24 protein-coding genes are annotated in these 19,123 nt (G+C 41.6%); 9 read left to right on the forward strand and 15 right to left on the reverse strand.

Going from position 1 to position 19,123, the window contains the following annotated elements; translation table 11 throughout:
- Positions 1-28: 28 nt before the first annotated feature.
- Positions 29-874: a hypothetical protein gene (locus RMZ95_RS03155; protein WP_322685665.1), complete on the forward strand. Its 846-nt coding sequence runs from the start codon at positions 29-31 to the stop codon at positions 872-874.
- On the forward strand, positions 871-1,050 hold the full coding sequence (locus tag RMZ95_RS03160) for a hypothetical protein (protein WP_322685664.1): 180 nt from the start codon (positions 871-873) through the stop codon (positions 1,048-1,050). Before RMZ95_RS03155 ends, RMZ95_RS03160 begins: the two co-directional genes overlap by 4 nt.
- A 280-nt stretch (positions 1,051-1,330) precedes the next feature.
- Here the strand turns inward: RMZ95_RS03160 and RMZ95_RS03165 are convergent, their stop codons facing one another.
- Positions 1,331-2,089 carry an endonuclease domain-containing protein gene (locus RMZ95_RS03165; protein ID WP_322685663.1) on the reverse strand — a complete coding sequence of 253 codons (759 nt, stop codon included), beginning with the start codon at positions 2,087-2,089 and terminating at the stop codon, positions 1,331-1,333.
- A gap of 113 nt (positions 2,090-2,202) precedes the next feature.
- Here RMZ95_RS03165 and RMZ95_RS03170 point away from each other — a divergent pair, with 113 nt between their 5' ends.
- Positions 2,203-2,520, forward strand: a complete 318-nt coding sequence (locus RMZ95_RS03170; protein ID WP_322685662.1) for a hypothetical protein — start codon at positions 2,203-2,205, stop codon at positions 2,518-2,520.
- 174 nt (positions 2,521-2,694) lie between these two features.
- On the opposite strand, the gene RMZ95_RS03175 is transcribed toward RMZ95_RS03170, so the two are convergent.
- A complete protein-coding gene (locus tag RMZ95_RS03175; RefSeq protein ID WP_322685661.1) occupies positions 2,695-3,651 on the reverse strand; it encodes a minor capsid protein in 957 nt (318 codons plus the stop codon).
- Positions 3,652-3,984: 333 nt separating this feature from the next.
- A complete protein-coding gene (locus tag RMZ95_RS03180) occupies positions 3,985-5,469 on the reverse strand; it encodes a hypothetical protein (RefSeq protein WP_322685660.1) in 1,485 nt (494 codons plus the stop codon).
- Between the two features lie 108 nt (positions 5,470-5,577).
- Here RMZ95_RS03180 and RMZ95_RS03185 point away from each other — a divergent pair, with 108 nt between their 5' ends.
- From RMZ95_RS03185 to RMZ95_RS03195, 3 genes are all read left to right on the forward strand, one after another.
- Positions 5,578-5,829, forward strand: coding sequence for a hypothetical protein (locus RMZ95_RS03185; RefSeq protein WP_322685659.1), 252 nt, complete (start codon positions 5,578-5,580; stop codon positions 5,827-5,829).
- 273 nt (positions 5,830-6,102) lie between these two features.
- Positions 6,103-6,360: a hypothetical protein gene (locus RMZ95_RS03190; RefSeq protein ID WP_322685658.1), complete on the forward strand. Its 258-nt coding sequence runs from the start codon at positions 6,103-6,105 to the stop codon at positions 6,358-6,360.
- 60 nt (positions 6,361-6,420) lie between these two features.
- Positions 6,421-6,768, forward strand: a complete 348-nt coding sequence (locus RMZ95_RS03195; protein ID WP_322685657.1) for a hypothetical protein — start codon at positions 6,421-6,423, stop codon at positions 6,766-6,768.
- 218 nt (positions 6,769-6,986) lie between these two features.
- Here RMZ95_RS03195 and RMZ95_RS03200 read toward each other — a convergent pair whose 3' ends face one another.
- The 11 genes from RMZ95_RS03200 to RMZ95_RS03250 form a co-directional block, all read right to left on the reverse strand.
- Positions 6,987-7,310 carry a hypothetical protein gene (locus RMZ95_RS03200; protein WP_322685656.1) on the reverse strand — a complete coding sequence of 108 codons (324 nt, stop codon included), beginning with the start codon at positions 7,308-7,310 and terminating at the stop codon, positions 6,987-6,989.
- A 12-nt stretch (positions 7,311-7,322) separates the two neighbouring features.
- Positions 7,323-7,727, reverse strand: a complete 405-nt coding sequence (locus RMZ95_RS03205) for a hypothetical protein (RefSeq protein ID WP_322685655.1) — start codon at positions 7,725-7,727, stop codon at positions 7,323-7,325.
- Between the two features lie 21 nt (positions 7,728-7,748).
- Positions 7,749-8,192, reverse strand: a complete 444-nt coding sequence (locus RMZ95_RS03210; RefSeq protein ID WP_322685654.1) for a hypothetical protein — start codon at positions 8,190-8,192, stop codon at positions 7,749-7,751.
- Positions 8,193-8,194: 2 nt separating this feature from the next.
- Positions 8,195-8,497, reverse strand: a complete 303-nt coding sequence (locus tag RMZ95_RS03215; protein WP_322685653.1) for a hypothetical protein — start codon at positions 8,495-8,497, stop codon at positions 8,195-8,197.
- Between the two features lie 86 nt (positions 8,498-8,583).
- On the reverse strand, positions 8,584-8,967 hold the full coding sequence (locus tag RMZ95_RS03220) for a hypothetical protein (RefSeq protein WP_322685652.1): 384 nt from the start codon (positions 8,965-8,967) through the stop codon (positions 8,584-8,586).
- Positions 8,895-10,517 carry an ATP-binding protein gene (locus RMZ95_RS03225; RefSeq protein WP_322685651.1) on the reverse strand — a complete coding sequence of 541 codons (1,623 nt, stop codon included), beginning with the start codon at positions 10,515-10,517 and terminating at the stop codon, positions 8,895-8,897. The genes RMZ95_RS03220 and RMZ95_RS03225 overlap by 73 nt, the downstream gene beginning before the upstream one ends.
- A 2-nt stretch (positions 10,518-10,519) precedes the next feature.
- Positions 10,520-11,092: a hypothetical protein gene (locus RMZ95_RS03230; protein ID WP_322685650.1), complete on the reverse strand. Its 573-nt coding sequence runs from the start codon at positions 11,090-11,092 to the stop codon at positions 10,520-10,522.
- Positions 11,093-11,095: 3 nt separating this feature from the next.
- Positions 11,096-11,746, reverse strand: a complete 651-nt coding sequence (locus RMZ95_RS03235; RefSeq protein WP_322685649.1) for a hypothetical protein — start codon at positions 11,744-11,746, stop codon at positions 11,096-11,098.
- Positions 11,747-11,880: 134 nt separating this feature from the next.
- Positions 11,881-12,549, reverse strand: coding sequence for a hypothetical protein (locus RMZ95_RS03240; RefSeq protein ID WP_322685648.1), 669 nt, complete (start codon positions 12,547-12,549; stop codon positions 11,881-11,883).
- On the reverse strand, positions 12,542-13,063 hold the full coding sequence (locus RMZ95_RS03245) for a hypothetical protein (RefSeq protein ID WP_322685647.1): 522 nt from the start codon (positions 13,061-13,063) through the stop codon (positions 12,542-12,544). Before RMZ95_RS03245 ends, RMZ95_RS03240 begins: the two co-directional genes overlap by 8 nt.
- A 238-nt stretch (positions 13,064-13,301) precedes the next feature.
- Positions 13,302-13,601, reverse strand: a complete 300-nt coding sequence (locus RMZ95_RS03250) for a hypothetical protein (protein ID WP_322685646.1) — start codon at positions 13,599-13,601, stop codon at positions 13,302-13,304.
- A gap of 72 nt (positions 13,602-13,673) precedes the next feature.
- Here RMZ95_RS03250 and RMZ95_RS03255 point away from each other — a divergent pair, with 72 nt between their 5' ends.
- The gene (locus RMZ95_RS03255) at positions 13,674-13,988 is read left to right on the forward strand and encodes a hypothetical protein (RefSeq protein WP_322685645.1); all 315 of its coding nucleotides are present in this window, start codon (positions 13,674-13,676) and stop codon (positions 13,986-13,988) included.
- Positions 13,989-14,038: 50 nt separating this feature from the next.
- Here RMZ95_RS03255 and RMZ95_RS03260 read toward each other — a convergent pair whose 3' ends face one another.
- Positions 14,039-14,209 carry a hypothetical protein gene (locus tag RMZ95_RS03260; RefSeq protein ID WP_322685644.1) on the reverse strand — a complete coding sequence of 57 codons (171 nt, stop codon included), beginning with the start codon at positions 14,207-14,209 and terminating at the stop codon, positions 14,039-14,041.
- Positions 14,210-14,491: 282 nt separating this feature from the next.
- Between RMZ95_RS03260 and RMZ95_RS03265 the strand changes: the two genes are divergently transcribed.
- Positions 14,492-15,730 carry an ATP-binding protein gene (locus RMZ95_RS03265; protein WP_322685643.1) on the forward strand — a complete coding sequence of 413 codons (1,239 nt, stop codon included), beginning with the start codon at positions 14,492-14,494 and terminating at the stop codon, positions 15,728-15,730.
- Between the two features lie 121 nt (positions 15,731-15,851).
- Positions 15,852-19,121 (forward strand): hypothetical protein, encoded by a 3,270-nt coding sequence (locus RMZ95_RS03270; RefSeq protein ID WP_409882141.1) that lies wholly within the window; start codon positions 15,852-15,854, stop codon positions 19,119-19,121.
- The last annotated feature ends 2 nt before the right edge of the window (positions 19,122-19,123 follow it).

The raw sequence follows: 19,123 nt of genomic DNA on the forward strand, positions 1-19,123 counted from the left end.
ATATCTGTACTAATAGCAAAAATTTAGTATGGGACATCAGCTAGTAAAAACTAACCTTGGTTTTCAATGCGAGATTTGCCGTTGGCAGTGGAAAACCTCAACCACGGTAACACCTTGCCCGGGAGTCATTCGTTATGAATATGGCTCAAATCCAGAGCATTTAAAAAGCCGTGTCAACCTTCACAAAAAGAATTTAAAACCGAAAGCAAAAGCAGACGCCGCCGGAGTAATTTATCTTCAAAAGAAAGGCATTTACCTCTGGCTTTATGACGAGAAAGATTGCGAAATAGCCGATCGCGATCTCCCTCCAATTTACCAATGGGACGAGCGAGGCGACTTGCAAACTGTAGGTGAATTACGGAAGCAAAATCTAGCCCCAACTCCCGATATGAAACCGGACGGGGTTGCTTGGGTTTGGGACAATGATGAGGAACGCGGCAAATGGATTCCACTTTATTGCGCGGCTAGTTGTCAGTGGCAAGCGAAAGACGGTTGGATAACGAAAACTGCGCTCAGACAAAAATATCTGTTGTCGCCAACCTGGATTAAAGAGTTGGGTAAGTGCGATCGCACTCTCGATAATCCGCATGGTCGCAGTGCCGCCCCTATCCAGCTTTATTCCCGGCAAAGGGTTGAGAGCTTTTTAGCTGATAGGGCTGAGGCTTATGCTCAATGGCTGGATCAACGCGATCGCCACATAGCAATTTTTGAAGCTAACAAAGAAAAGATATTTCGCTCTCGCAATTTAGCTAAAGAGCAAACAGCAAACTGTTTAAAATGCGCTTCTGGTGTTATGACGGGACAAGGCTTTTTTTGTGCTATTTATCCGATGGGTTTAGATTGTATTCCCTGCCCTCACTGGAGTAGTAGATGACAGGTTTATTTGGTAAATACATTATTCAAAAAGCGGATGGGATACCTATAGATCCCAACGCTCAATATTTTGTTCTTCGCCCAGATACTGATAGAGCCGCACGAGTAGCTATTCGAGCTTATATTCAAGAGTTAAGTGATGAAGATGCCGTTCTAAAACAGGATTTGATCGACTAGATAAAACGTTTGGACGACAAAGATTGTAAAAATGCGATGCGACGGCAAGCTGCTGGATACGGGGACGGGTCTGCCTGGGAAGAATATGGAAGAAATTAGATCCAGGAAAATTTTCCTGCTTCTCATTAGACTCAAAAGTATAATTCTGTAACTTGAAATTGTACTTTTGACTAAAAAAGTATATTTTCAGCTTTGATATCCACCTGCCATCCGCTCAAACTCATCATCTTGGAACCTACCATTCGGAGTCCAGAGCAGAGTAGCTAGGCAGGTCAATCCACTAATTGAATAATTCTAAAAACTCTTCAACAACTGCTGAGGCATTTTCATAGCATTGCTCTGCTGAAAATCTAACTGTAGAAATACCTTGTCGTAAAAATATCCTATCTCTTGTGCAGTCCCATTTTTTTTGAAAAGCTTCGTTATGGTGTACTCCATCAACTTCAAGAATCATGCATTTTTGATTGTGAAATACTAAAAAATCAACTTCTGCTTTTTCTCTGTGTCTATTATCATGATTAGCAATAGGTAATCCTTTTAAACCCATAAAGCCATTTACATTAGCAAAAAAAATAATATTTTGACTAGATAAAGCTTTAGCTATCCTTATCTCGGTTTTTGAACGAAAAGTTAACCCATTCCACAAAAGGTGTTCTTTTGCTTGCTCCTTTTGAAGTTTTGTAGCAACAGAATTTTCTTCTATTTTAATATTGTTAAATATTCTTTTCTTTTCAAAGCTATCATAATAAATAAACCACCAGTAGGGCGTGCTTTTACCATCACGCTGGTCTGCAAAAGCAAGATGTAAATGTTCGTTAATCTCAAAATAAAATCCTGTTTTCTGTCTAGCAGTTAGCCAATTTTGAATTGCAGGTCTATTACTAAAATTATAAATATTTGTAAGAAAGCTAATTAAAGAACCAGTCCTAACTTCTACATAGAAAGGTAGTTGAGGAGCTACTGAAACTATTGAAATATTAGAATTATTATTTTCTTTACCTAATGGATTAAAAACAGTTGTAGGGACAGCTTGCACCATATAACAACCAAATAAAATATTATTTAGTTGTAGCTACTCAAAATTAATTAAAGCAACAGAAAAGATACACAACAATAATTAAAGATTCTATTATCAGTCAGCTACTTGCTTAAGTGTATCAAACAATTGAGATAGACGAGTATGAATGCCTCGCCAGAAAAGAACGTGCTGCACAGATACTTCTGAGAGACCAGGTTGAGGAACCTATTACTAGGCAAACAATGCTTAGAAAAGCGATCGCTGTTAGCCAGTTGCTCCAAATCGCCCAAGGTTTAACCAATTTCATTTTTGTCACTTTTAATAAGGTAGTATTTTATACTCAATTGTTTGCAATATCGTTGCACAGTGCGAAATATCATTTATCTGGCATATCTTTAAAGCCTCTTCTAGAGTATTTGCAAATTCACAAAATTCACGGCCGTCGTTCATGATTAAAAGAAATACAGACTTCTTGTCCATGTCGTAATTCCTTTTTGTCGTGCTGCTTGGGAAGAGTATGAAAGAAGCTAGAAGCAGGAAAATTTTCCTGAATCTCAAATGTCCGAGATGCGATCGTGCTAGAGATGCAACTGATGCAGCAATAGAAAGGTGTTCAGAGCCTACTTCTACCCACTCGCCATCCGCTCAAAATCCTCATTTTGAAATCCACCAGTCGGAGTCCATAAGGGAGTAGCAGGGCTGCTTAATCCCCGCGATCGCTCAAATTGAACCAAGCCGGGGTTAAGTGTGGAATTAGCAATTGCAATTGTGGTGGCATGGTGCGATCGCATCCATTCCAAATCGACCAACCCCGACGCAATCCACTCTGGCTTAATCGGCATCAGATAGCAGCGGCAGCGCACATGGAGGATCGCGAACGCCTCCTCTAGCCGATAAATGTTGCCACAGCGCAACGCACAAAAGCCGCAAACTCGCTCATCTTCTGCTGAAACCCTTTGAACGTAATTGATAGTATTAGCTTCATAAGCTTCTCTTGTGGCTTGGTCTGTCGCTTGAAGTGTAGCAGTGCGCGCGATACTTTCGGCGTTGCGTTTCGAGATACCCAAATTACGCCGTAGCACCCCCGTCGTCCAAGCGATACCCTTATTTTGAATTAGCCCTTGAGCAATGACTTGCTTCGCGGCGGTCTTAAATTCTACCCTGGTTCCCGTCAACCAACTCATGGCGTCTGACACCGCACTTTTCAAAGCCTCGACAGGGACGGTACTGGGCAAGATAATTGTATCGGGCGCGATCGTCTGTACCAACTCTCGCGCCATTGAACTTCCATTCTGGGCAGCTTGATTTATCAATTGCGTAACTTCTGTCTCCAAGGTTGCCGCTGTGGATGAGGGGAGCAAGTTCAACAATTGCTCAACTTCTTGTAAGAGCAATGCCGATCTCTGCAATCCAGTTAAGTTGGGTTGTCCGGCGGCAGTAAACTTATCATGCGATCGCCTCAGACTATCCTCTAATTGGGAATAGCTTGTGGCTAAAGCTTGGAAGATTTGCTTAACGGTCGAGTCTTCCGAAGTTCGTAGAATACTATCAAAGCGGCGAACCACATTAAAAGCATCATTCATAATTTATGGACTTTAGCACTAGTTATTTCGATAAGTTTTTTAATACTAAGGAAACAATTGTTGGAATAGTTTTTCGAGAGAATTTAAAGGAGTTGTTAAAAAAGCATTTTACAGAAGTTAGGATTGAAGAAAATAGGACGATACTTCCAGACGCTCCCCAAATTCCGCATATTTGCTACTATGGGATTCGAGTTTTATTTGATGCAAACCAAGTAGAAGATTGCTTGATATTTGAAGATAAAGAGCTTTTGCAAAGTTATCTTAATCGCCGCTCAAATGAAGAATTCCGAATCCTGGCACGAGCAAAAACAATCTTAAATTCAGAACTAAAACCTATTTATCCGATGGATTATCCGATTTGGGGTTGGGCTGGCCCAAGGCTCCAGGAATAGCAAACGCGGCGGTCATCGCATCTTTGGCTAATTCTTCATCAATTAAGGCTGCCTCAGCATCGGGATCTTCTATCCCTAAATTACTCATAGCAGTGGTTCGAGAAATTAGTCGAGCTTGATAATTAGTGCGGGCTTCTGCCGTCTCTTCAGGAGTAATATAATTAATTCCCTTGCGAAGTTTTACAGTCGCAAAGGTATCCTTATATTTAACTGGTTCAAGGAATCGTAGCACTACTTCTAAGATGTTGGCGAAAGCATTTTCAATTACTGGTGCGGGACGATCGAGACTCAAGTTAGCATCTTGTCTTAACTGCACTCTGGATATCCCGGAAATTGCGCCATCTCCAGAAGCCAAAATATGCCCTTGGTTAAAAGCTAGATATAGTCGGGCGGCGAACAAGCCAACGGAACTCACAAAAGTTGTAATATTAATTGGATCGCGGTAGGTGACGCCAGGGGTAGTGTAGTCCCCGCCGTCAAGTTTTATCCCGGACAGAAAAGTAGTTTTTCCTGCTCCCATTTGCAACCCACGTTTATCAGGAATAAAACGCTGCTTACCGGGACGATTTGGATCTTCAACCCACTCACCTGGGGTTTGAGCGTTGGTGATTACCCGCTCCAAAAAGCCTGCCAAGTCCAAATTTCTGCCTAGCATTGTCAGAGCTTTGTTGATTGCATTCTGTAGCCTCTTGATATCTTTGTTGATGATTGGAGGCGATCGCAATTCGTAAATTGTCCAGCGCCCACCAAAGTCTGATTCCCAACTTTCTGGTGGACTCTGCTCATTATTTCCATTGCCAGAATAAGTAACAGTAAAAGTGAGCTTCCCAGTTTCGGGATCTAAAGATTGAATCTCGGTTCCACCTTTATAGGTATAAGCAATCTGCTCAATTTCGCCGTCATCATCCCTATCCACCCTCACACTTCCGAGTGGTGGGCAATGTAGGCGAATCTTCTGGTAGAGTTTAGCATTAGGCAGATTTTTATATCGCTTGGGGCGATACAGCCGTAGGTAGCCTTTCCCCGTTACCAGCATTTGAGTAACTGCCATTGTTAAGGGGTTAGCATCTTCATCACCATCTTGCATGGCAATGTGCTTGAGCATTTGGGTTATCCAAGTCTGCAAGATTTTCTCAGCTTCGATAACTTGGGGCGAGCGCTTCTCTGATTCTTGCTCGCTAACTTCGCTCCCAGTGGATAAAAACCAGTGGGGCATCAACCCAATCATCGCCGCTACGTTGCGATCGACGCATTCTTTGATGAGATTATTTGAAATATACCCTTCTTCAATTTGCTTGGTAATCGCTTCTGAATACGGGTCGCCCTCCGCTGGTTTTGGCCCTGTCCAAAACTGAAAAGTGTCCCCACAATAGTACGACCAATTCTCTGTAGTGTTTTCTGATTTTGGATTTAGACTCTGTTCCACAACATTTTATTGAAATATCTCTTCAAGAATAGTGAAGTCTGCCTTTTTAATGTCAACCGGACAATCACGGGGGTTACAAAAAGCAAGCTATGCTAACACTGAAAGAAAATGCTTCTAAGAATTCATGTTAATCAGCACAACATTCGAGCCAATAATCAAGGTGCAAAACTACCAGTAATTTCTGTTAAGTTGGCTGATGAAAATATTTACGCAAATCGTGTTGATATTTTAGATCGCGATGGAAACATAATAGCAACTGTCGTTTATCGACCTAACCAACCCTTGCCTTGCGGTGCAAAAGTGTGGATCGAGACTCGCAACAAGGTAAAAGTTCGGGGTAAAACTGTGCCGGAAATCTAGTTATCAATCAGCTGCCAAACCGAGAACCACGAATCAAAACAAATCAACTTTTAAATAATTTGCACTGCGGGTAATAGAGCATTCTCTTTTTTGCAGATTTTTGTCATGACTTTGGGCAATACATCCCGTTGCAGATAAGTTGCAGTATTTTAAATTGAAAACGCCCAATCTTTTTACTAGAAAGAGTTTCACGCCTAGCAGAATGTTGCAAAGAATCAAAAATTGTGTTAAGATCAAGATGTAGCAAACAATCAACCGAGCGAGGACAGAAAGATGATCAAAGTACAAAGTGAAGAAGTAAAAGTACAGCAAGTGATAGTAGCTCAATTGGGAGAAGAGTGGGTGGTAGCGGCATTGGATGCAGATAATAAATTCTATAGATTGAGTCATGAAGAGGATTTGAAATTAGACCAAGCCCTGAAAGTAGCGGACATGGCAAAAGATGGAATGAATAGAGGGCTTGAGAGTGTGGCAGCTTTGATGGATTGGGTGAACGATCAAATAAGTGAAATCTTATATCCAGAGATGTAAAAGGTGTGGGGAGGTTTCCCTCCCCGCATTTTTTATTAATTATTAAAAGAGGTTTTTGAAATGACTAAAATCAAATATTTTCATACGCTGGCTGCTTACGGGATGCGAGGGCCAGTTGGGCACTGCTCCGTGGATCGCAGATATACAACAATGCTCGACATTGGAGATTTAGTATTTTTCATGACTTCCAAAACCTACGGGGTTTTGGTTGCCTTCCAAGATGGATGGTATGGATATTGTATTCAAACTTTGGCTGGTGAAAAAGCTTGCGATCGTCGGCAATTCCGGTTAGCTGATATTTCGGAAATAGATTATTCTAATCGCTCTGAACGTCGATTTTTGGAGGTTCATTCTTTCAATGCAAGGGCAAGAGAAGCGCGAGATGTGCTAGCCAGATTAGCAGGGTAAGAGCAGAACCAGGAAAATTTTCCTGGTTCTCATGCCTTGTGTCGTTAAGGCGGCGATCGCCATGATTCAAGAAGGACTTGCCAAGCTAATTAAAGTGATTTGATTTAGTTTGGAGACAGGAAATGGTGGGGATTCCCCACCATTAGTTTCCACGCTTGCGCTCAAAAATAAACACAAACATTGAAACTACATAGTTTGAAAGTAGTTTAACTTATAAATTATTTTTCACTGTCTAATTCGGCTTGGATGCCGGCGATTGCTTCTGCCAAAAAGTTAATATCACCCTTGAGTTTTCTAATTTCACTCCGCAATGACATATCCACATTGCTAATTCGTCGTCGAACCTCATCCAATTGAACTGGTGAAAGCGTAGGGTTTTCTGGTGGAGGCGGGGCTGAAAGCTCAACAGACTTCTTAAGTTCGTTAATGATATATTGCTCCACAGACAACTTTTCAGAATGGGCTTTGACTCGGAGGAGCGTCAGCAAATCCCATTCTTCATCGGTTCTAAATTTGATCCGAAGTTCGTTTTCGTCTGTCATTACATCCAACCCTTAAGAATCCTTTGCAGAGAGCATAGCTCGCGGTTGTCGGCATTCCTTATCCAAAGTTCTCCTGTTCGCTTCATTCGCCAGTACCAAGCTACTTGCTGCCCCACCCATTACGAACCCAACCGGAATAACAGCGATCGCCAAACTGGGTCTGAACCAAATCGTCACCAAGCAAGAAAGCCCGCTGCACATCAGCCCAGCAGAGACAATGATTTTTGTCATTAGTTTTCTTCTTTCCTGTAGTGAATTGAATAGTCCAATTTCTGCCAGCGTGGATTGGTTTTCTAGTTCCCCTAAGATTTTTTTTATATCTGCTTGTGCAACTTTTTCGAGGCGTGCGATCGCCTCTCGGTCTTTTGCGACTGTGCTAGTTGCAAGAATTGTTAAAGCTTCAGATAGTTCGATCATAAACTCTCCATAGTAAGGTAGTCATTTTTTCGCGTTTCTAAATAACGAAATCAATAATCTGCCCAATTGCAAAACTATCACCAAAAACCAAAACTTAAACCTTAAAGACCAAGCTAATGACGGAACATTGTGGCTATTTAATCCGCCTAACTGTCTCCAGACTTTTGTGTAGTGAACGCTGCCTGGGTAAGAGCTTTTGCCGTAGCTGTTACGGTGGCAATTTTCACAAAGCGGAAAAACATCGTATCCGACAATTTCACGCCCAGATACTGATTTTTTAGGGCTGTGGAACAGAAACATTCCCAGAATTCGCCGCAGAAAGCTGCGTTTGTACTTTACGTGATGAACTGTCACTGCTTTGCCATGCATAGGATTGCAAGTACAAAAAGGCATTAAACGCAATCCGGCGTTGCAGTACGATCGCCAATTACTGGCATATTCAAATTCGGTCTTGATGCGACTCACTTTTACCCTTCTTTTTGCCTAGTAATTTCAATGTTTATGTCGAGAGCTATCCGTTCTGCATGTCTGCCCTTCTTGCCGATATATCTTGTTCCTTCGTACAAGCATGAGCTTTCTTCTTTGTATTGATATGGATATTTATATGTGGTACAAATTTCGCCGCTTACCTCTACATACATTGAGCCACAATATATTTCCTGTCCTGGACGAATAGAGATATGTTCTGCTGAAGTTAAATGTTGAAGATGATAATTGCTTGCATAGCCCAATTCGTGATTATCCCGTGATGGAATCTTTTCTTTTTTCATAAAAGGATATCCACAGATGCAGCATATATTATTTGTTTCTTCAAAAAACCTCGCATCCGCCTCAAGATTGCAAATAAAGCAAATCATTATTCAATCCCTCCATACAAAAGCTGATAGCCAAGTTTTAATCGCTCGGTAAATTCTGGTGTGTTTTTATTTTTCCAGACAGGATTGTTTTTATCTTTCAACCAATTTTTAGGAGAATGACACACGTTATCGTGGCAATCAATACAAACCGGAAACACGGTTTCACCAATGCGATCGCATCCGTATTTAGCATGATGCAATTCTTGCGAGGGATGAGTCAGACAAACACAACATAGACCTCTGACAGATTTGTGGGCGATCGCACACTGTTTTTTATAGTTTTTTGTATTTCCGTAACGAGCATTCCAATCTAAAGTCCCAGATGCTTCATTAGTTCTCTTAGCCCCTCGCTGTTGAGAGTGTGTCCGGTGAGTGACTCCCACTTTGCTTTCACGTTTACTGATGATGGAGTTCCGATTTCGTTTACCCATTCCTGCATCTCTTCATACCAATCTCCTGATGTTGCTGCGGGAGTTGTCCTGGAGCTTTTTTTACTAGTTGATGTTGCCGACTCGCTATCAAACTTTTTACTTCTTGGATAGTTGTAAAGGTCAACCTCAAGAGGCTCTTTATCCCGGATTCCTTTCATTTTCAGCAGCGCTTTGCCACTAGAAGTTGCTTCCCCGTTCTCCCCAGCTTTAGCTACGCAATCGACTCTAGGGGCATCGTCAATCATCGCGGAAAAGCCTTTCAGCTTACTAGCGACGCTTGTTTGATTGTCGCTATGAGCGGTTAGACAAACGGTGTAACCCCACTTTCTGATATTTGTCAGCGACTGCTTAAGAAAATCTGCCCAGAGAACAGGTTCGACACCATGAACCTCATAAGTATTCGCCTCCATCAAAAAGACTGCAACTTTCCCGTCTAACCCTTGCTTATCTTCAAGAGTATCGAGATAGTCATCCTCATCAATCTTTAAGTTTCTAGCGTGTTGCTGGCGACTTCTAATTGTTTCAGGAAACGCCTTGAAAAATTCGGTAATTTCTTCAACATCAGCCAGAACCTTAACACCAGACCAAACATCGGGGTTAGTTTCAGGATTGATAATTACAACGTACCAGCCATCTTCCTTCAGGAGGCGAATCATCAAGCGTTCGAGTGTGGATTTGCCAGAACCCTGTTCTCCTGACAAGACTCGAAAAGGTAGCTTGAGTAGTTTGTAAATCCAGCGATACTGTTCTTCTAATTCAAGTTTGTTAGATTCCTTTGCAACTTTAGAGTCTTTAGCATTTAAAACTTTCTCTTTTTCTTTCTCTGCCCTGGCTTTAGCTAATTCTTCTTCAGCAATTTTCCTCCTAAATTCGGCAATCATCAACTCATACTGAGTCAAGCCGAGATTGTCTTGCATTTGTTGTTCCTGGGCTAATCTTTCTGTCGAGATTAGTCCGGCTTCAACTCGGTTTTGGCTGTCTACCGCCGAATAAATATCAGCTTTAAACTGGGTATTTATTTGAGTTGCAACTGTTTTTAAATCTCGCTGTGATTTGCTGTCTTGCCACAATTCAAAATTGGTAGTTTTTGTTTCCTCAAGCCAACTGTAGTATTTTGATTGCAACGAAGAATTGCGAGTATAAATTGCTAAACTTATGGCAGCAAGACTTACGGCTGTCCCAGTTAGCGCCCAATGCTGATTAGGGTTATCTGTGGGTAGCAAACGCTTAAATTGGACATCTTCGCGTTCGGGAATACGACTACCAAATAATCCCCTCATATCCCACTCCTCACGCAAAACAAACCGAGGAACTGAACAATATTGCCTATCGAGATTCTTTTGCTGCTTGCTTTTGATTCCATTAGCCGACGGTGGACAGAATCGAATCTCGACTAAATCGTAGGGCTGCTTAGATAAAGAAGAGATAGTGCAGAACACAGTAGCTCCAAATAAAGCCGCAATTGTAGCAAGCTCGACTACTGCATTCACGCCTTTACTCATGGCTATCTCCGATTAGCAACGCCAAAGGCAAACATTGCTCCAAAGAATAAAACTCCGGCAATGACAATTGAGAGCCACGGATCTGATTGAGGATACTGCTTTTGAATAGTCCTGATATCCTCAGAGATTTGCACTACGGTTTGATTTGATAAATCTAACAACGCTTGATTTTCCCGAACTGCTAACCAAGTAGAGGCAACAGCAGTAATTGCCCCAACAAGTAAATTACCTGCTTTTTGCATATCTGAAACTTGAAACTGACCATCTACATAGTTGATATTCATGCCAGAAATTAAAAAGCTTGTTGGCACAAATGCAACTGTGAAGCACAACGTCGCCGCTGTCCACAGCGCCCCGCTCCCACCGATAACCAAACACCATTTAGCGATCGCAACCCCAGTAGCGTGAAAAGTCCATCCCACGAAAAAAGTAAGAACTTTCTTTCTGACAATTAAGATTTCTATTCGACGCTGTTTTTCGAGTTGCAAAACTTCTGCTAAATCTTTAGGGATAGCTGTATCTGGGGCGTAAATTACAGCTTCTTCATTTGGTTGTTCTAACTCTTCTGAAAACATATACTAAAACCCAAGAATTGCCCGTTTAATTCCGCCCAAGAATTCCCTCGCTCCTCCTTTCAAATAATTCTTTTCAGGTATGACTTCAGGTTGGGATAGCTCACCATATTTCAAGAGATGGTCGCCAACCTTCTCCCTTCTTGCTGCATCAGCGTCAATCTGCCGAATTTCTGGTTTGTAGCTTGCTTCCAACTGACGGGCATCTCCGTCAACCCGCATCATGTGTTCGTCGATATAAGCATTGAGCTTTATATAATCGATTGTTTGTGTGTGCCGCAGAGATTCAAGTTTCTTAGACGTGACAAATGTTGCGGCTAGCTCTTGCTGCTCGTTTCCATAGCGTTGGCCAGCAAGTACGACTTCTGCCGATGCTTTTCTAATTGCAGTTGAGGAGCTAGCAGCTTGAGTAATAACTTTCGCCAGTCCAACGTTTAGATCCTGCGTTCCCTGGATGGTTGCAAGGGCAGCAGCTTGGACTTTAGGCATAAGTTTAGTAATTAGTGCCCCCTCACGCCCCATCTGCCCTAGTTTCTTCAGTGACACTTCATCCCCTTCGCAACATTTAATTAGAAAAGCTGAATCGATGCCAAAGGTTCGCTGCATCCTACCTTGGATAAGCTTCCCTTTACCTCTCATGTGGTTTTTTATTTGCATTCCATACCTCAGTCTGTTTGTGATATTTTTTCAATTCCAGTCCATGCTGGTATGAATTGCGATCGCAAATCATTTTCACGCTCCATCCACAGCCAATCACTAACCAGAGAATCCCGGTAATTAGCAGTACAACTCTACGCTGGCTTGCTTGAGGTCTGAAGGCGCTTGAGGTTGACGAGGAGCGAACTTTTAAAGGCTTCCTGAGATTGAGCTACGTCTTTACCAAACTGCTTTAATCCTCTAGAAAGTTCGTCTGATGTTGCTTGATTGCCATTCTGAATGTGATTGTAAACTCGCCCAAACATCCGATCTACTTTTTCCAGGCTTTCCCTCTGTTTGTGATCGGCGTATGCACATAACAAGGTTTCGGTCTGAGCTAAAACATCTTCGAGCGTGGCATCGACGCTATCAATTTGATTAGCTACATAGTCAACATCGTCCGCAGATAACTGCATCGACATGGACGCGGCTTTGTTGTTCACAATACCTTGTATTTGCTGGTCGCTCAAGGCAAGGCTTGCTTCAGCAGGAATATCATCTGAAGAGGAGTCGATTTCAGGCTTGATACTCCCTGTAATCGACTCAACAACGGGTTTGTCGGTTGGTAAAGATAATTTACCTTTGGAGAAATAGGCAATAGTTTCATTAAACTGGTGTTCGTCAAGCGTTTCTTGTCCAAAGCCCTTAGAATCCAAATACTCTTTAATTTCAAGAGGAGTAGGAGTGTACCCCTTTTCGCCAGTAGCTTTCTGTTTGTAGAAATGGTTGTAAATTCGTCTGACTCCTGCTGGCAATTTAGCCATTTTTCGTACTTCTCCTTGTATCAATAAATTTCCAAACGACTGCTCGATAAATCACAGCAAATATTACGTTGCCTGAGTAAATAGTTGACTTGTTGTATCTAGAGCCAGCTTGGTTAAACCATCTGTAGATTGTTGAAAGGTCTGGTCGAATTTCTTGCGCGATTAGCAATTTAACGAATTGTTCGCCAGTTATGGACTCAGGTAGTAACTTTTTCGCTTTTTCAACGGCAATTAACAAAGCTCTAAATTCTAGCGAGGTTAACGATAATTTTGGGTATCGCTTTCTTAGTGCTGCGTACTCCTGAAGATTATTTGGCGTAAGTTCTAGTTGGGCTTCACTCAAAAAAGTTTTAATAATTCGCCAGGTACTATCTGCGATCCTATTGCCAAACAATGCCTCATAAACACCTCTCAAGTCTCTATCGACTTCTCTTGTTTTCTGCACCGTGCATACCATGTTTTCTTCACCTCCTGAATTGCGCCGAATATTTGCAAAACCTTGCAGTAAAATCACTACTTTTTGGTGCCAAACTGCTCAATCTTTTGCACCAAACCGATTGTTTAACCTGATTTTTCGGAGTAAACCGCTTGTTTGCTGTACCCCAAGAATGCTGCAAAGGGTTAGCATTTTCCCAAGATATCCAAGGATTTCGATAGTTAAGTTTTGGCGCAAAAAACTTATAACTCAATTAAAAACCCCTCAGATTTGAGGGGCAATAGCTGTATCTGTAGTAGTTACAGATGCTTTCGATTTAGTCTTCAGATTCTGTAGATAATACAGATTTTCTCAACTGAGCATTTTCTTTAAGTCTTTGTGCAAAATCAGCAAGCTGTCTTTGGGTTTGCCTAGATGGATTAGCTCTGTTACCCATCCAGTTATCGACTGCATGTATTGTTACTCCCAGATGCTGGGCTAGCTGTCCATACGTTAACGGGAATTTACAAAGAAACTCCCTTGGGTGCATCAAAGGAAGTGTCTGTTGAGGCATAATGCGATCGCTCCTTCTACAGGTAATGTCTGTGTTGGGGAAGTCGTCCGGTGTCGTCAGCATCGGGCGCATCTCTTTATGCCGATAATATCATCAATGGAAGTATTATGGTATTATTTAGGGCAAAAATAGGTTATGGCAGAAGATAACAGGCTGAGGATTGGGTTAGGAGAGATTTACCGGGATTTACTCAAGAATGATGCTTTTCAACGCGGCAGCACAGAAACTCAGCAAGCAGACAGTCTGTTAGGGGCCAAGTTGATGGAGCGGGAAAAACGAATTGTCGAACGGAACAAGTATCTGGCCTGGAAACGGGGTATAACACCAGCACAATTGTGGATGGACGTGCTGAACGGAAACGCCAAGCCACCAACTGTTGAAGAATTGTCGGATCTGCGATCGCGGGGGTTGATAGATGAATCTGGGGATGTACCAGGATTAGGTACATGAATGACAACCTCACATCTACAAGAGCAACATCCAGGAAAATTTTCCTGAAGCTATAAATCTTTGTGTCCGTGGATTTCCGTGGACACTTTAAAGTAGATTGCAAAGTAGATAACGCAAGCTGTTTGGGGGTATGCGATCGCTTTTGTGTCACAGCATGAATCACCTTCCCCCTGATTTTTGGCTAGGGCTAGCTGCTCGATTGCCACAACGGCTGCCGTCACGAGCTATATCGCTAGGTATATTGCAAACTCCCCTGGCAACGCCTCTAGTAGAAAAGTTACTACTGTAGCTAGCACCTACCTAAATATGAGTAAATCGTACTTAACTACGAGATCAGCCTTTTTAATTATGAGAAGTGAGCTTTTATTTAGGAGAACTATACAAAAAGTTTAGCGTAATCGGGGCAAGCCAGTAACAAAGTCAGATATACAGTAAAAATACCGAGCTTAATTGTGAGAAGGCAAGGCATAATTACGAGAAGTCTGACTTATATTGTGCGTCGTATGGATAAAACAATTGCCCAAGAAGAACGAATGAAACGTTTGATCAAGGTTGCTGAGGTTTTCAGTCCAGGAGCGCCCATTGACAAGCAAGCTTTGTTTTCTGGAAGAGTCCAGCAAGTAAGTGATGTGATTAACGCAGTGGCTCAAAGAGGACAACATGTCATTCTTTTTGGAGAACGAGGGGTAGGTAAAACCTCTTTAGCTAATGTGATTTCAGAAATCATGAAAACTCATGGTCTTAAGGATATAAATTCGGGAATTATCAATTGCGACGGAACAGATGATTTTTCTTCGTTGTGGCATAAAGTTCTTCGAGAATTGACTTTTCCTGTTCAAAAATCATCTATAGGATTTAACCCAGAAATTGTTACTCAATACATTACTTTAGATAATTTGGTTCCATCAGATATTACGCCTGATACAATTCGTTATTTAATTCAAAGAAGCGTAGGCAGAGCAATAATAATTATTGATGAAGTTGATAGAATTAAAGATGAACAAACAACAGTTCTTCTAGCAGACACAATAAAAACTCTGTCTGATCATTCGGTTGATACAACTATTATTCTCGTAGGCGTTGCAGATTCAGTAGATAATCTTATTTCTAAACACGCATCGATAGAGAGGTCACTTGTTCAAGTTCAGATGCCCAGGATGTCATTGGATGAGTTGCGTGAAATTATGACCAAAGGACTTAACCTACTCAATATGTCTATAGATAAAAGAGTAGAAATAGAAATAGCATATTTATCTCAAGGGCTGCCGCACTACACACACTTGTTATCATTACATGCTGCACAATCTGCTATTTCACATGATAGAGATAGCATTACAGGACAAGACTTACAAAATGCTATAGCTATGGGTGTCAGAAAAGCCCAGCGCAGCATTATTAATGCCTATCATGAGGCAATCCTAAGTGCTAGAGAAACTTTGTATTCAGAAGTTCTACTAGCTTGCGCTTTAGCCTCTACAGATGACATGGGCTTTTTTGCTGCAACTGATGTTCGTCAACCAATGTCAGCTATAAAAAACAAAAACTATGAAATTTCGGCATTTTCGCCTCACATGAATGATTTCTGTGAGATAAAAAGAGGCCCTATTCTTCAACGAAAGGGATCTCCTCGCAGCTATCGGTTCCGCTTCATTAATCCACTTATGCAGCCATACATAGTTATGCGTGGACTTTCTGAGGGTTTAATCACCTCAGATATATTTGAACAGACTCAAGTTAATTAAATTTATTTAACTTATGCAACCCTATAAATTCAGGTACCCTGAACACGAGCGTATTCATCGTAGATTAAACACCCTGGTAGGTCCAGGTGCAGCAGCCTTTTATAAAGATGCTTGCCGTTTTATGGAAATGGATAACCCGTTTGAATCTACAACCCATTTTGTAGGGCATTCGTTGCGAGAGATTGAAAGTTCTCTTCGCAGTGTTTTAAAACCGATCTTGGTTCCGACCGAGAGTAAAAACCAATCCAGTAACGACAACCACAAAAACGAAATTCTAGGAGTATTAAAAACTCTAGAAATTCCTGAAACATCTGCTGTTGGCAAATTTTGGCTGAAGTTGCCAGGTAGAGAAAGTGAAGATGGATTACATAAGCGTGCTCATCGCAACCATCTAGCTCCACCCAGGAAGATCGATGAGAATTTTGAAAGTTTTTGGAGAGAAATCAACGAACTTCTGAATGTAGTTCTTGATAAGTTTGAAACTCGTGCATCCGTAATTCGAGAAAATCTAGATAATTTACTCAAAAAAAGCAAGCCAAGTGGGCAAGATATTGATTATTTGCGACTTAAAACACCCAATAACGCCTTCGCTCTTGGATACTTTTTCGAGCGTCTAGAATCTCCTACATGGCTAAAACCACTCCAAAAAGCAGGCTTTTTTGCTAATCCACTAGGAATGGAAACTGACGCCTATTCTGGGAGCGTTTGGTTTCCTGCTTGGCCACAGTCTCAGTACTTGATCAAAGTTGCTTTCCACGAGCCTGAAACTGTTTTGGAAATTAGCAAGCAGCTTTTCGAGTTAGGCAGTAATAACTTCAGGATTTATGAGGACTTAGCACAAGCCGCTCTGAAGATGCCGCCTGATATAGCCGCCCTTTGGGTTAAGCAGGCAATTGGATGGCTTAAGAAAAAAACCGATCTTTTTGGACATTTACCAGACACCTTTGGCAAATTAATTGTTCGCCTTATCAGCATTGAAAATCAAACACACATAGCTATTGAATTGGCATCTGAACTTCTTGCATTTTTACCTGAAAGTTTGGAGAGTTTATCATTTAGGAAGCCCGTCATTCGTTTTAGTGAATACTATTACGACAGAATACTCACTGAGTATGTGTCTGTATTAGCAGAAAATCAACCTCATGAAGTTCTAACAATGCTTTGTGAATTACTGAATAGCTATTTAAACTTTTCAGGGCTTATTCAGACAAATCAAATTTATGAAGATCATTCATATTTGTGGTGTCCTAACATCGACAGTATTGAACGACATTATCATGGGATTAAAAGTATTTTGACGGATTCTATTTTGGATGTTGTTAAGCGTATTTCAGAGGCAGATAAAAATCAAGTAAACAATTTGCTGCAAAAACTCCAAGGCTATCGCTGGCGAATTTTTGATCGCATTGCTCTCCATTTGATAAGGCAGTTTCCGGAACAAGCTTCAGAAAAAATTATTGAGCGCTTGACACAGCGAGATCGTTTTCAATTACTTGAAAAATATTTTAGTTACTCACACGAACATGCACGGTTATTGAAAGAGCAATTCAACAACCTTCCGAGTGAAGCTCAAAATCAAATATTTCAGTGGCTAGCCGAAGGGCCAGTAGACGCATCAGAAATTGAAGAAGATAAACGAGATAGCTACATTAGACATTGGCAGCGAGATTGGCTATCTATTATTAGCGATTATCTTCCCTTAGAGTTAAAGCAGCTTTACGATCGTCTTGTCCAGGAAATCGGCCCACCCATATCTCTAGATTCCGTAAATGATAGGTTTAGCTATACTGTGCGGATTGGTTCCGGCTCTCCTAAATCAGGGGCTGAATTGGCTCAGATGGCTCAAGATAACATCGACGAGCTATTCACTTATTTGCGAGAATGGCAGCCTTCTGGGGATTTAGGTGAAAAATCCAGGAATGGTCTGGCTTTGGAGCTTGCTCAACAGGTGATTGCTCCCAACCCTGAAAGCTTTGTTAACCAAATAGAAAGATTTCAAGAACTCGATTCGGCGTTTATGGAGTGGCTGCTTCGAGGACTACAACAAGCCTTGAAAGGTTCGGTCAGCGAACAACCACTTTTTTCATGGCAACCTGTAGTTAATTTCTGCGAATGGATGCAGGAGAACTTGCACGAAATACGTAATAAGGCTATCTCAAACGGATACTCAGACTGGAGTCGAATTCGCGATGCGATCGTTGAGTTGATTGCATCTGGACTTTCAGCAAACGAATCAAACAAAATACCCTTAACACTTCGCAATCAGGTTTGGAAACTCTTGCAATCCGCGATCGATGACCCACGCGTTACACCAGGCTTTACTCCTCAATATGAGGGCAGCAATTACAGTGCCTATGAAGCTTCTTGTAACACAGTGAGGGGCAAAGCGATACGCGCAGTTATTTCGTATGCCTTGTGGGTTAGGCGAGATACTAACGAAAATGCGGTTTCTCAAGATTTCAATGACTTACCTGAAGTCCAACAGATTTTGGAGCAACACCTCGATCCTCAGCAAGATCCGTCGTCTGCTATCCGTGCAGTTTACGGCAACGAGTTTCCCCATTTACTCAACTTAGCTTCAGAATGGGCATTGAACAACGTAGATCGAATTTTCCCTGAGTCTCCAGAGTTGCAATGGATGTTTGAAGCTGCTTGGGAAGGATACATTGACAACGATGTTTTTCATGCTGTTTTCAGCGTTTTAAAACAAAAATACGATCGTGCTTTAGAGCGATCGTTTGTCATAAATCCTATCTCTCGTCAACAGTCAGAAGCAGGTCGAGTTTTGTGCCATCACTTACTCTATCTCTTCTTGTGGAAAGAAGTCGAACTAACTGAATCTGACAGCCTACTCAAAAAATTCTTTGCTAATGCTAGCGCCGATCTTCGTAACGAGTTCATGCGGCAAATTAGTCACCGATTGCTCTACGGCAATCTTCAGCTTAATGAAGAATTAAGCCAGCGTCTCAAAGAACTTATGGAGTGGCGTATTGCCGAAGCTAACAACTCTACTTTTCCAAATGAGCAAGCATCCGATCTCAAGTACTTCAGCTGGTGGCTCGCTTCTGGTAGGTTCGACAATCAATGGGCGATGGCACAGTTAATAAATGTCTTTAAGCTACTCGGAACGGTGCATCGTGCCAGTAATTTTTTTGAAACCTTGGAAAATTTAGCACCCACCTTTCCACAAGATGTTGTTGAATGCTTGTCTATTATCGCTGATAGCAATCAAGCAAGAGAGTGGTTTTTATCGTATCCTAGTGGTAGCTACGATGGCATACTAAGAGCAGTTCTACAAAGCCAAGATGAAGTTGCTAAAAGTTCAGCTAAGGATCTCATTAATCGACTATTATCACGCAGCTTAGGAGATTATCGGAACTTGCTTTTTTAAAC

It is taken from the genome of Nostoc sp. DedQUE07 (assembly GCF_034530975.2).
Classification (GTDB): Bacteria; Cyanobacteriota; Cyanobacteriia; order Cyanobacteriales; family Nostocaceae; genus Nostoc.

Bases quoted from the DNA above. Each gene is read 5' to 3' on its own strand.
- RMZ95_RS03155 (WP_322685665.1), top strand. From the start codon at position 29: ATGGGACATCAGCTAGTAAAAACTAACCTTGGTTTTCAATGCGAGATT.
- RMZ95_RS03160 (WP_322685664.1), top strand. From the start codon at position 871: ATGACAGGTTTATTTGGTAAATACATTATTCAAAAAGCGGATGGGATA.
- RMZ95_RS03165 (WP_322685663.1), bottom strand. From the start codon at position 2,089: ATGGTGCAAGCTGTCCCTACAACTGTTTTTAATCCATTAGGTAAAGAA.
- RMZ95_RS03175 (WP_322685661.1), bottom strand. From the start codon at position 3,651: ATGAATGATGCTTTTAATGTGGTTCGCCGCTTTGATAGTATTCTACGA.
- RMZ95_RS03185 (WP_322685659.1), top strand. From the start codon at position 5,578: ATGCTTCTAAGAATTCATGTTAATCAGCACAACATTCGAGCCAATAAT.
- RMZ95_RS03190 (WP_322685658.1), top strand. From the start codon at position 6,103: ATGATCAAAGTACAAAGTGAAGAAGTAAAAGTACAGCAAGTGATAGTA.
- RMZ95_RS03195 (WP_322685657.1), top strand. From the start codon at position 6,421: ATGACTAAAATCAAATATTTTCATACGCTGGCTGCTTACGGGATGCGA.
- RMZ95_RS03200 (WP_322685656.1), bottom strand. From the start codon at position 7,310: ATGACAGACGAAAACGAACTTCGGATCAAATTTAGAACCGATGAAGAA.
- RMZ95_RS03205 (WP_322685655.1), bottom strand. From the start codon at position 7,727: ATGATCGAACTATCTGAAGCTTTAACAATTCTTGCAACTAGCACAGTC.
- RMZ95_RS03215 (WP_322685653.1), bottom strand. From the start codon at position 8,497: ATGAAAAAAGAAAAGATTCCATCACGGGATAATCACGAATTGGGCTAT.
- RMZ95_RS03225 (WP_322685651.1), bottom strand. From the start codon at position 10,517: ATGAGTAAAGGCGTGAATGCAGTAGTCGAGCTTGCTACAATTGCGGCT.
- RMZ95_RS03230 (WP_322685650.1), bottom strand. From the start codon at position 11,092: ATGTTTTCAGAAGAGTTAGAACAACCAAATGAAGAAGCTGTAATTTAC.
- RMZ95_RS03235 (WP_322685649.1), bottom strand. From the start codon at position 11,746: ATGCAAATAAAAAACCACATGAGAGGTAAAGGGAAGCTTATCCAAGGT.
- RMZ95_RS03240 (WP_322685648.1), bottom strand. From the start codon at position 12,549: ATGGCTAAATTGCCAGCAGGAGTCAGACGAATTTACAACCATTTCTAC.
- RMZ95_RS03250 (WP_322685646.1), bottom strand. From the start codon at position 13,601: ATGCTGACGACACCGGACGACTTCCCCAACACAGACATTACCTGTAGA.
- RMZ95_RS03255 (WP_322685645.1), top strand. From the start codon at position 13,674: ATGGCAGAAGATAACAGGCTGAGGATTGGGTTAGGAGAGATTTACCGG.
- RMZ95_RS03265 (WP_322685643.1), top strand. From the start codon at position 14,492: ATGGATAAAACAATTGCCCAAGAAGAACGAATGAAACGTTTGATCAAG.
- RMZ95_RS03270 (WP_409882141.1), top strand. From the start codon at position 15,852: ATGGAAATGGATAACCCGTTTGAATCTACAACCCATTTTGTAGGGCAT.